At 76.3% G+C, this 12442-nt stretch carries 3 protein-coding genes; all 3 read right to left on the bottom strand.

The window, feature by feature from the left end; translation table 11 throughout:
• Nucleotides 1-8: 8 nt before the first annotated feature.
• Nucleotides 9-1196, bottom strand: coding sequence for an NAD(P)/FAD-dependent oxidoreductase (locus tag AB0K60_RS18620; protein WP_364055907.1), 1188 nt, complete (start codon nt 1194-1196; stop codon nt 9-11).
• Between the two features lie 11 nt (nt 1197-1207).
• Nucleotides 1208-11371: an SDR family NAD(P)-dependent oxidoreductase gene (locus AB0K60_RS18615; protein WP_364055904.1), complete on the bottom strand. Its 10164-nt coding sequence runs from the start codon at nt 11369-11371 to the stop codon at nt 1208-1210.
• Between the two features lie 19 nt (nt 11372-11390).
• Nucleotides 11391-12442 (bottom strand): beta-ketoacyl reductase (locus AB0K60_RS18610; protein WP_364055901.1); only part of this gene is annotated, 1052 nt, incomplete at its 5' end.

Here is a 12442-nt window from a genome sequence, read left to right as displayed (position 1 = left end):
TTCTCGTCTCATCTGGCTTGGCTTCGCCGGGCTACGGGGAGGCCGGGCTTACGGGAGAGGGCGGGCAGGTCGTCGTTGAGGTAGTTGCTGCCGCCGCGGACCGTGGCATGGGTGAGCCGGTTCATCGGTACGGCCCGCCGTATGAACCGCAGCATGAGCAGCATGTTGTTGCTCTTGCTCATCCAGCCGGCGCTGCTCGCGACCCGGCGGACCCGCTTGACCCGCGCGTCCTCGTAGGCGCGCAGCGCGGACGGCGGGTCGGCGGCGCCCGCGGCGAGCGCGTGCGCCAGGACCCACGCGTCCTCCAGGGCCTGGTTCGCGCCCATCCCGGCGCGCGGCGGGATCACGTGGGCGGCGTCGCCGAGCAGCGTCAGCGGGCCGCGGCCCCACCGTCGCCGCACCGTGTGCAGCGCGTGCGGGAACACGTGCACGTCGGCCTCGTCGACCGCGGCCAGCAGGTCACGGATCGCGGGATGCCAGTCGCCGAACCACTGCCGCAGCCGCGGCAGCCAGGGGCCCTGCCGCGGCCCGCCGGGTTTCCAGGGCGCCTCGAACGCCCAGTGCAGCAGGCCGTCGCCGACCGGATGCACCGCGCAGATCCCGATTTTCCCGAAATAGGTGCGGGCGGTGGTGCCGCCGATCAGCTCATGCGGGAACGCGCCGACGCCGTGCCAGGTCGCGACGCCGGTGAACCGGGCCGAATCGCCTGGGAGCAGGACATCCCGGACGGCCGAGCGGTACCCGTCCGCGCCGACCACCACGTCCGCCTCGGTCCGCGAACCGTCCTCGAACTCCACGATCGCGCCGCCGGCCGACTCGCGAACCGACGTGCAGCGCTTCCCGAACCGGACGATCCCGTCCGGCAGCGCGGCGCCGAGCCGCTTCACGACGTCGCCGCGCGACACCAGCAGCGTGTCGTGGCCGTACCGGTCGCTGACCTCCTTCATGTCGGTCCACACCAGCAGCGACCCGCCGGACGACAGCAACTCGCCGCGGTGCATCGGCCGTCCGAGCCCGGTCGTGTCGACGCCCAGCTCCTTGAGGATGCCGGTGGCGCCGGGCCAGAGGATCACCCCGTTGCCGGCGGCCCGGAACGTCTCCGCGCGCTCGTACACCTCCACCGGCAGCCCGGACCCGGCCAGCCCGAGCGCAGTGGCGAGCCCGCCGATGCCGGCTCCGATGACGACGGTCTTCATAACGTGCGCCCTCAGCTCTCACTCACGAACCGGACAGGGGACGGACCCGGACTCGGGTCCCCGCTCGCGCCGGGCAGGGCGCCCAGCCAGGCGGTGATGGCCGCGGCGGTCTCGGCCGCGCGGTCCTCCAGCAGGGAGAAGTGGTCGCCGGGGACGGTCACGGACGTGTGCGGCAGCGGCCACGCGGCCGTCCAATCGCCGCGGGTGTCCAGTCCGGGCTCGACCGGCGTGCCCGCCTTCACCAGCACCGTCGGTACGGGCCCCGGCTCCGGCTCCCAGGCCGCGAAGACGCGGTCATAGCCGCCGGACGCCACCAGCCGCGCCTCGTTCCGCAGCACCAGCGCGTTCTCCCGGCCCGACGTCGCCCGCGTCATCGCGTCGCGCACCCACACCCGCTCCGCCAGGTCGCCGGGCGTGAAGGTGTCCAGCAGCGCCACGCCGCGCACCGGCGCGCCGAGGGCCGCGAGCGCCGTGGCGAGCTCGTGCGCGATCCATCCCGCGGCCGACCGGCCGACCAGCACGATCCCGGCGTCCCCGCCGGGGGCGTCGGGCCCGGTGAGCGTGACCGTGTGGGCGGCGGTGAGCGCGGCGACGTCCGCGGGCAGGGCTTCGCCGGACCGGAAACCGGGCTGCGACACCGCCCACACGGCGTGGCCGGGCAGCGAGGCGGCGAGGCGGGCGTACTCGTGCGGACCGGACGCCGGGCTGAACGACGGCAGGCACACCAGGACCGGGCCGGGGCCGTCGCCATGGCCCAGGCGCAGCAGGCGCGGAGCGTTGGTGCCGGCCTCGGCGGCGGTGAAGACGGGCCGCTCGGCGGCGGCGGCGCGCAGCAGGTCGGTGGCCTCCCGGAAACGGCCCGCGTCGTTGGCCGCCCAGTAGCGGGCGGCGATGCCGTCCTGCGGGTCCGTCTCGGTCTCGCCGTTGAGGCGGGCTGTGACGAGCGCGGCGATCCGCGCGCACGTCGGATGGTCGAACAGCAGGGTCGCGGGCAAATCGATGCCGGTGATCGCGGCCAGCCGGTCCCGGAACTCGACCGCGGTGATCGAGTCGAAGCCAAGCTCCAGCAGCTCCCGGTCCGGCTCGACCGCGTCCGCCGACGCGTGTCCCAGCACCGCCGCCGCCCGTTCCCGCACCAGCGCCAGGACCGCGTCCGCCCGCTCCTCGGCGGGCAGGTCCGCGAACCCGTCGCCGAGCCCGTGCGCCGCCGCGCCTGGGCCGCCGTCGCCGCCGGCGGCATCGGAATGCGGGGCGCCCAGCCAGTAGCGGGCGCGGGTGAACGCGTAGGTGGGCAGGTCGGCGGGGCGGGCACCGGGGAGGACCGCGTCCCAGGCGACCCGGCCGTGCCAGGCGTGGTACTCGGCGACGGCGGTGACGAGGGCGTCGGCGTCGGGGCGGTCGCGGCGAAGCAGCGCGGTGAACCGGGGACGGTCGCCGCGCGGCCCCGACACGCCCGCCGACTCCAGGGCCGGCGGGCCGAGCACCGCGTCCGGGCCGAGTTCCAGGTAGCGGCGGACGCCGCGGCCGTGCAGGTGCGCAACCCCGTCGCTGAACCGGACGGTCCCGCGGGCGTGCCGTACCCAGTAGCCGGGCGACGCCAGCTCGGCGGGGTCGGCGATCCGGCCCGTCACGTTCGACACCACGGGCACGCGTGGCTCGTGGTACGTCACGCGGGACGCGACGTCGGCGAACGCGTCGAGCATGCCGTCCATGAGCGCCGAGTGGAACGCGTGCGAAACCTTCAGCCGCCTGGTCTTCCAGCCGCGTTCGCCCGCCGCCGCCGCGACCGCCTCGACCGCGGCGGCCGTACCGGAGACGACGGTCGCGGCGGGCCCGTTCACCGCGGCGACCTCGGCCTGCTTGGCGACCGCGGGCAGACCGGCGAGCAGGTCGAGGAGGTCGGGTTCGCAGGCCCGGACGGCGAGCATGGCGCCGCCGGGCGGGAGCGCGTCCATCAGTCGGCCGCGAGCGGCGACCAGCGCGCACGCGTCCGCCAGGTCGAACACGCCCGCGGCGTGGGCGGCGGCCAGCTCGCCGATGGAGTGTCCAAGGAGCGCGTCGGGCCGCACGCCCCACGCCTCAAGCTGCCGGAACAACGCGATCTCCAAGGCGAACAGGGCGGGCTGCGTCCACGCGGTCCGGTCCAGCAGGCCCTCCGGGCCGTCCCCGGTGACGCCCATCACCACGCGCAGGTCGGGGCCGTCGAGGTGGGGCCGGAACGCGGCGGCGACCAGGTCGAGCGCCTCGGTGAACTCGGGCAGCACCCCGTACAGGCCGCGGCCCATGCCGGGCCGCTGGCTGCCCTGCCCGGTGAACAGGAAGGCGGTCCTGCCGCGGACCGCGCCGGGCGGGACGAGGGCCGCGCCGGCGTCGTCGCCGTCGGCGAACCGGGCGGCGGCGGCGCGCAGCTCGGCGGTGGTGCGGCCGGTGAGGACGGCGCTCCGGTCGAGCCGGGCGCGGGTGGTGGCGAGGGCCCGCGCGACGGCGGCGGCGTCCGTCTCCGGCGCGATGCGCTCGGCGAGCCTCCGGGCCTGCGCACGCATTCCGGCCTCGGTCGCCGCGGATACGATCCACGGCACCGGCCACGGCACCGGGGCGGCCTCGGATACGGCCGTCTCGGCAGCGGGTGGTTCCTCGATAGGTTCCTCGATAGGTTCCTCGATAGGTTCCTCGATGATTTCCTCGATGATGACGTGCGCGTTCGTACCGGAGATCCCGAAGGAGGAGATCCCGGCGCGGCGGGGCCGGTCCCCGCGCGGCCACGGCCTGGGCTCGGTGAGGAGTTCGACGTTTCCGGATGTCCAGTCGACGTGGCTGGTGGGGGCGTCGACGTGCAGGGTCGCCGGGAGCGTCTGGTGCCGCAGCGCCAGCACCATCTTGATGATTCCGGCGGCGCCTGCGGCGGCCTGGGTGTGGCCGATGTTGGATTTGATCGAGCCGAGCCACAGGGGTGTGGGCCGGTCCTGGCCGTAGGTGGCAAGCAGGGCGTGTGCCTCGATGGGGTCTCCCAGGCGGGTGCCGGTGCCGTGGGCTTCGACCGCGTCCACGTCGGCCGGCTTGAGGCCGGCGTTGGCCAGGGCCGCCCGGATCACGCGTTCCTGCGAGGGGCCGTTGGGGGCGGTGAGCCCGTTGGACGCGCCGTCCTGGTTGATCGCGCTGCCGCGGATCACCGCCAGGATGCGACGCCCGTTCCGGCGCGCGTCCGACAGGCGCTCCAGCAGCAGCATCCCGGCCCCCTCGGCGAAGCCCGCGCCGTCGGCGGCCTCGGCGAACGCCTTGCAGCGGCCGTCCGGGGAGAGGCCACGCTGCCGGGAGAACTCGACGAACAGGGCGGGCGTCGCCATCACCGTCACGCCTCCGGCGAGCGCGAGGTCGCATTCGCCGTTGCGCAGCGCCTGCGCGGCCAGGTGCAGCGCGACCAGCGACGACGAGCACGCGGTGTCCACGGTCACGGCCGGGCCTTCCAGCCCGAACGTGTACGAGATCCGGCCGGACGCGACGCTCGCGGCGCTGCCGATCCCGAGATACCCCTCGACCTCCTCGGGAGGGTCCGTGCCGAGCGCCGCGTAGTCGGTGCCGCTCACGCCGACGAACACCCCGGTGCCGCTGCCGTGCACGGACCGCGGATCGATCCCGGCCCGCTCGAACGCCTCCCACGAGGTCTCCAGCAGCAGCCGCTGCTGCGGGTCCATGGCGAGGGCCTCCCGGGGGGAGATCCCGAACGGGGCCGGATCGAACGCGGCCGCGTCCGCGAGGAATCCCCCCGAACGCGTGTAGGTACGGCCGCGCCGCCCCGGATCGGGGTCGTAGACGGCGGCGACGTCCCAGCCGCGGTCGGCGGGAAACTCCGACGTGCCGTCGCCACCGGCCTCGACGAGCCGCCACAGGTCCTCGGGCGTCTCGACCCCGCCGGGGAACCGGCACGCGAGCCCGACCACGACGACGGCGTCGCCGTCGAGCGGGGCGCTGGGACGGGCCGCGGCGGGCGTCGCGGCGGGCGGGCCGGCGAGCCGCCCGGTGATGAAGTCGGCGAGGGCCTGCGGCGTCGGATGGTCGAACACGAGCGTGGCGGGCAGCTTCAGCCCGGTCGCGGTCGCGAGCCGGTTGCGCAACTCGACCGAGGTGAGCGAGTCGAACCCGGCCTCCTTGAACGTCCGCCGCGGCTCGACCGCGTCGGCCGAGGCATGCCCGAGCACCGCCGCGACCTGCGCGCGCACCAGGTCGAGCACGACCTGTTCGGCCTCGGCGGGCGTGAGCGCGGCCAGGCGGTCGCCCAAGGACCGCTCGGCGGCGTCCCGGCGCGGCGGCGGAGCCGTCCGGACGAGTCCGCGCAGCAGCCCCGGGAGCGTCCCGGCGCGGCCCTGAGCGGCGAGCGCCGGCAGGTTCAGCCGGACCGCGACGGGCGCCGGGTCGGGCCCGGCGGTGGCCGCGTCGAGCAGCGCGAGCCCCTCGGCGGTGGTGAGGGCGCCGACGCCGCCGCGTTCCATGCGGCGCAGGTCCACGGCGTCGAGCCCGCCGGTGAGGGCGCTTCGCTCGGCCCACAACCCCCACGCGACGGACGTGCCGGCGAGGCCGTCGGCGCGGCGGGACGCGGCGAGCGCGTCGAGGAACGCGTTCGCGGCGGCGTACCCGGCCTGCCCGCGGTTCCCGAAGGTGGACGCGACCGACGAGAACAGCACGAACGCGGCCAGGTCGAGGTGCCGGGTGAGCGTGTGCAGATGCCAGGCGCCGTCGGCCTTCGCGCGCAGCACCGCGTCGATTCGGTCGGGGGTGAGCGTGTCAAGGGTGGCGTCGGCGAGCGCGCCCGCCGCGTGGAACACGCCGGTGAGCGGGTGCGCGTCCGGGACGGACTCAAGGGCGCGCCGCAGCGCGTTCTCGTCGGCGACGTCGCATGCGGTGATCGTCACCTCGGCGCCGAGGCCGCGCAGCTCCGTGGCGAGGTCGGCGGCGCCGGGCGCGTCCGGCCCTTGGCGGCTGAGCAGCAGCAGCCGCCGTACGCCGTGCCGTTCGACGAGGTGGCGGGCGGTGAGCCCGCCGAGCGTGCCGGTGCCGCCGGTCACCACAACGGTCCCCGCCGGGTCGAGGGGCCGCCGCACGGTCAGCACGACCTTGCCGGTGTGCGCGGCGCGGCTGAGCGTCCGGAACGCCTCGGGGGCGTCGCGGACGTCCCACGCGGTCACCGGGAGCGGCTCGACCGCGCCGGTGTCGAGCAGCCGCACGACCTCCTTGAGGATCTCGCCGAGCCGGTCGGGTCCGGCCTCGTACAGGTCGAACGGCCGGTACTCGGCGCCGGGCGCGGTCACGGCGACGACGTCGGCGGGGTCGCGCAGGTCGGTTTTGCCGAGCTCGGCGAACCGGCCGCCGGGCGCGAGCAGCCGCAGCGACGCGTCCACGGCCGGCCCGGCCAGCGAGTTGACCACGATGTCGAAGCCACGGCCCCCGGTCGCCCGGCGGAACCTCTCCGCGAAGGCGGTGTCGCGGCTGGACGCGACCCGCTCGGCGGGCAGCCCCAGCACGGGCCACTTGCGCGGGTGCGCCGTCGCGTACGCCTCAAGCCCCAGGTACTCGGCGAGCCGCAGCGCGGCCATGCCGACGCCGCCGGCGCCCGCGTGGACGAGCACCCGCTCGCCCGGCCGGGCCCGGGCGACGTCGACGAGCGCGTAGTAGGCGGTGAGGAACGCGATGGGCGTGGCCGCCGCCTCGGCGAACCCCCACTCGTCCGGGATGGGCACGAGCGTGCGCGGATCGGCGGTGGCCAGCGGGCCGAATCCGCCGGAGAACAGGCCCATCACCCGGTCGCCGGGGGCGAACCCGGTGACGCCCGCGCCGACTGCGGTGACGACGCCCGCGCCCTCGCTGCCCGGCAACGCCGCGCCCGGGTACATGCCGAGCGCGATGAGCACATCCCGGAAGTTGACGCCCGCGGCCCGTACGGCCACACGGACCTCGCCGGGGCCCGGCGGCTCGGCGAGCTCGGGTGCGGGCTCGGCGCGCAGGTCGAGGGCGCCGTTCCCGGCGACCGCGACCCGCCACGGCCCGTCCGGCGGGACCAGCGCGGGCGCCGCCGCGGCCCGGCCGAGCCGGCGGGCCAGCAGGTCGGCGCCGGTCACGGTCGTGTCGGGCTCGGCCGAGCCGAGCGCGGCGGCCAGCCCCGCGGGCGTCCAATCCGGGCGCAGCGCGACCGTACGGAACCTTCCGGGGTGCTCGGACCGAGCGGACCGCAGGAAGCCCAGGGCCGCGGCCACGCCCGGGTCGTCCGGGTCGGCGGTGACCGCGACGAGCGCCCCCGCGTGGTCGGCCGCCGCCCACGCCTTGGCCCGGTCGGCGATCTCGTGCGTCAGCGCGTACGCGCCGGCGAGCGGGGACGCGCCGGGGGTGAGGGTGAGCAGGACGGTTGTCCCGTCGTCCGGCGATCGCGACGGGTCGCAGGCGGTGACGGTCATGCCGGTCCCGGCGAGCGCCGCGGCCAGGCCGAGCGGGTCGCCTCCCGCGATGGCGACGCGCGCCGGAGCAGGGCCGTCGGGGGAGATCTTCGCCCAGTGCACCCGGAACAGGGCATCGGCGACCACGCCGGACAGGACACCGGCGGTGCCGGCGAGCGGGCGGGTGGTGAGCGCCCCCACGGACACGACGGGCCTGCCCGTCTCGTCCGCGACCAGGACCGCGAGGGGCTCGCCGCGGGTCAGCCGCACCCGGGCCTTCGCGGGGGCGGCGGCCGTGATCGTCACGTCCGACCAGCCGAAGGGGAGGCGGATCTCGCCGCCCTCCCGAGGGTCGCGGGCGAGCGCGGACGCGTGCAACGCCGCGTCCAGGAGCGCGGGGTGAACGAGGTGGCCGCCCGCCGGGACGGGCAGCGCGACCTCGGCGTACACGTGCTCGTCGGTCGCCCACGCGGCACGCAGGCCCTGGAAGGCAGGGCCGTACTCGTAGCCGTCGCCGCCGAGCCGGTCGTACAGGCCCGTCACGTCGAGGGGGCGGGCACCGGGCGGCGGCCACACCGCCAGGTCATCGCCCGGATCGGCCGGGTCGGGGGTGAGGGTGCCGGTGGCGTGCCGCGTCCACGGGTCGGTGGGCGCGGCGTCCTGCGGACGCGAGTGGATGGTCACGGCGCGGCGGCCCGAGCCGTCCGGGGCGGCCACCGCGACCTGCAGGTGGACGCCGCCGCGCTCCGGCAGCGCCAGCGGCGCCTGCAGCGTCAGCTCCTCGATGCCCGCCAGGCCCGTGTACGCGGCGACGTGCGCGGCCAGTTCGACGAACGCGGTGCCCGGCAGCAGCGCCGTTCCGCGGACGGCGTGGTCGGCCAGCCACGGGTGCTCCCGGACCGAAAGCGTGCCGGTGAGCAACTCGCCGTCGCCGTCGGCCCGGGCGAGCGCGGCCCGCAGGAAGGGGTGCCCGCCCGGCGCGAGCCCGGCCGCGGCCACGTCGGCGGTGGCCGTCGGCCGCTCCAGCCAGAAGCGGCGGCGCTGGAACGGGTACGTCGGCAGGTCCGCCGCGACCGGGCCGGTGCCGAGGTCCCAGCGGGCCGGGCCGCCGTACGCGGTGACCCGGGCCAGGCCGCGCAGCAGCTTCGGCAAGCCGGGGTCGTCGCGGTGCAGCGTCGGCGTGACGGCCGCGTCCGGCAGGGCGTCGGTGATCGCGGGGAGCAGCGTCGGGTGCGGGCTGATCTCGGTGACGCCGGTGTACCCGGCCGTGGCGAGTGCCTCCAGCGCGGGCGCCAGCCGTACCGGGTGGCGCAGGTTGTCGACCCAGTACCGGGCGGTGAGCCGGCCCCCGTCGATCCAGTCGCCGGTGAGGGTGGAGAACATCGGGATGGCCGCGTCGGCGGGGGTGATGGCGGAAAGGGCGGCCTGCAGTGGTTCGGCGATGGCGTCCACGTGGGGGCAGTGCGAGGCGTAGTCCACCGGGACGCGCCGGGCCCAGACGCCGCGGTTGTGGCATGCGGCCAGCAGTTCGGCGATGGAGCCGGCGCCGCCGGAGACGATGGTCTGGGTGGCGCTGTTGAGCGCGGCCACGTGCAGGTCGGGCCAGGGCGCGATCAGCTCGGCGGTCGCCTGGGCGGGCAGGCCGGTCACGACCATGCCGCCTTTTCCGGCCAGGTGGTGGCGGATGAGCCGGGAGCGCAGGGCGGCGATGGCGGCGCCGTCGGCGAGGGTGAGGGCTCCGGCGACGGTGGCGGCGGCGATCTCGCCTTGGCTGTGGCCGATGACCGCGTCGGGCCGGTGGCCGTAGGAGCTCCACAGCTCGGCCAGGGAGACCATGATCGCCCACAGCGCGGGCTGCACCACATCCACGCGGTCCAGCGCGGCCGGGTCGCCCAGGGCCTCGTGCAGGTCCCAGTCCACATGCGTACGCAGCGCCTCGGCGCATTCGCGCAGCCGCGCGGCGAACACCGGCGACTCCTTCGCGAGGCGCAGGCCCATGCCGGGCCATTGCGAGCCCTGGCCGGGGAACACCCACACCGTCTTGCCCGGTCCGGCCTTGCCGGTGACGGCGTCCGGGTGGTCGGCGCCGGTGGCGAGCGCGCCGAGCGCCGCCATCGCCTGCTCCCGGTCGTTCGCCACGACGACCGCGCGGTGCGTGAACCGCTCCCGAGCGTCAAGGGCCCGCGCGACCTGCGGGAGGGACGCGGTCGGCGTCCTGGCGAGGAAATCGGCGACGCGACCCGCCTGCGCGCGGACCGTGGCCGCGTCCTTGGCCGACAGCAGCAGCGGGACGGGCCCGTCCGCGGTCTCCGGCGGGTCCGCGGGAGGCTCGGGGGCCTCTTCGAGGATGACGTGCGCGTTCGTGCCGGAGACACCGAACGAGGAGACGCCGGCGCGGCGGGGACGGCCGCCGCGTGGCCACGGGCGGGCCTCGGTGAGCAGTTCGACGTTGCCCGCCGTCCAGTCGACCTGGCTGGTCGGGCTGTCGACGTGCAGGGTCGCCGGGAGCGTCTCGTGCCGCAGCGCGAGCACCATCTTGATGACCCCGGCGGCGCCCGCGGCGGCCTGCGTGTGGCCGATGTTCGACTTGAGCGAGCCGAGCCAGAGCGGGGCGGTGCGGCCGCGGCCGTAGACGGCGAGGAGCGCCTCGGCCTCGATCGGGTCGCCGAGGCGGGTGCCGGTGCCGTGGGCTTCTACGGCGTCCACGTCGGCGGGCTTCAGGCGGGCGTTCGCCAGGGCGGCGCGGATGACGCGTTCCTGGGAGGGGCCGTTTGGCGCGGTAAGCCCGTTGGACGCGCCGTCCTGGTTGACGGCGCTGCCGCGGATCACCGCCAGGATGTGACGGCCGTTCCGCCGTGCGTCGGACAGGCGCTCCAGCAGCAGCATTCCGGCGCCCTCGCCCCAGCCGGTGCCGTCGGCGGCGTCGGCGAAGGCTTTGCAGCGGCCGTCCCGGGCGAGGCCGCGCTGCCGGGAGAATTCCACGAAGCCGCCCGGCGTGGCCAGCACCGCGACGCCGCCGCAGAGCGCGAGGTCGCACTCGCCGTTGCGCAGCGCCTGCGCGGCCAGGTGCAGCGCGACCAGCGACGACGAGCACGCGGTGTCGACCGTCACGGCCGGGCCTTCCAGCCCGAAGGTGTAGGCCACGCGGCCGGACACGACGCTGCTGGAGCTGCTCGTCACGACGTAGCCCTCGACGTCGTCGCCGGCGCCCGCGAGGAGCTGCGCGTAATCCGAGCCGCCCGCCCCCACGAACACGCCCGTCGGGGTGCCGCGCAGCGAACCCGGCCGGATCCCGGCCCGTTCCAGCGTCTCCCACGCGGCCTCCAGCACGAGCCGCTGCTGCGGGTCCATCGCGACGGCCTCCCGCGGCGAGATCCCGAAGAACGCGGCGTCGAACCCGGCCACGTCGCGCACGAATCCGCCCTCGCGGACGTAGCTGGCGCCCGGCGCGTCCGGGTCCGGGTCGAACAGCCGGTCCAGATCCCAGCCGCGGTCGTCGGGGAACCCGGTCAGCGCGTCTTCACCGTCGGCCACGAGCCGCCACAGCTCCTCCGGCGAGTCGACTCCGCCCGGCAGCCGGCAGGCCATCCCCACGATCGCGATCGGCTCGGCCGCCCGCCCGACCTTCCGCGCGGCCTCCGCCAGCCGGCGGTTCTGGTCCCGCAGCCGGTCGTTCTCCTTGAGCGACGCGCGTAGCGCCGCCACGACCCGATCCAGCGAGCCGTCCTGCGTGTTGTGTGAACTGACCGTCATGTCGTCTCCCAAGCGGGGGTCATGCGCCGCCGAGGGCGCGAGCCACGAGCCGGTCCACGTCCATCGCGTCGATTGACTCCTCCGGTGCGCGCCGCGCTTCGCCGTCGGCGGGGTCCGCGGCGGGATCGGGTTCGGGCGGGCCGTCCGCGAGCCGGAGCACCGGGTCGAGCAGGCCCTCCGCGCGGAGGCGGCTCACCGGGATCGTCGCGATCAGCCGGGCGATCTCGGCGTCGTCAAGGCCGTCCCCGGATGCCCCGTGTCCGTCCGGCGGGTCGGCGGGGTCCGCCGCGGATCCGGGCGGAAGGGGAAGGCGGGCGCCGAGGAAGGCGGCGAGGGCGAGCGGGGTCGGATGGTTGAAGACGAGCGTGGCGGAGAGCTTGAGGCCGGTGGCCGCGGAGAGGCGGTTGCGCAGCTCGACCGAGGCGAGCGAGTCGAACCCGATCTCCTTGAACGGCCGGTCGCCTTCGACGGCCTCGGCTCCGGCGTGGCCCAGGACGGCGGCGGCGTGGCCGCGGACCAGGTCCAGCAGGAACGCGGCCCGCCCGTCACGATCAAGCGCGGCCAGCCGCCGCACCAGCGCCTCCGGCCCGTCGGCCGGCCCGTCCGAGGCCGCTCTCCGCGCCCGGCTCCGCGTCGCCCCGGCCGCCGCGGCGGGACGCAGCAGGCGTGGTACGTCGGTGCCACGGTGCGGGTCGAGCGCCATGGGCAAAAGGACGGGCTCCGCGCCGGCGAGGGCGGCGTCGAACAGGGCGAGCGCCTGGGTGGACGGCATCGCGGTGATACCGCCGCGGGCCATGCGGGCCAGGTCGGCGTCGCCGAGGTGCCCGGTCATGCCGCTGCGTTCGGCCCACAGGCCCCACGCGAGCGAGACGGCGGGCAGACCGGCGGCGTGGCGGGCCGCGGCGAGGCCGTCGAGGAACGCGTTCGCGGCGGCGTACTCGCCCTGCCCGGACGCGCCGAGAGTGCCGGCCGCGGACGAGAACAGGATGAACCGGGCGAGGTCGTGGTGTGCGGTGAGTTCGTGCAGGTGCCAGGCGGTGTCGGCCTTGGGGGTCAGGACGGTGTCGAGGT

The sequence above is a fragment of the Thermopolyspora sp. NPDC052614 genome (assembly GCF_040678635.1).
In the GTDB taxonomy this organism is placed as follows: domain Bacteria; phylum Actinomycetota; class Actinomycetes; order Streptosporangiales; family Streptosporangiaceae; genus Thermopolyspora.
Note: the sequence above shows the minus strand (reverse complement) of the source record. Positions and strands in the feature narration are given on the sequence as shown.

Excerpts from the sequence above, each read along its gene's own strand:
- AB0K60_RS18620 (WP_364055907.1), bottom strand. The coding sequence starts at position 1,196 with ATGAAGACCGTCGTCATCGGAGCCGGCATCGGCGGGCTCGCCACTGCG.
- AB0K60_RS18615 (WP_364055904.1), bottom strand. The coding sequence starts at position 11,371 with ATGACGGTCAGTTCACACAACACGCAGGACGGCTCGCTGGATCGGGTC.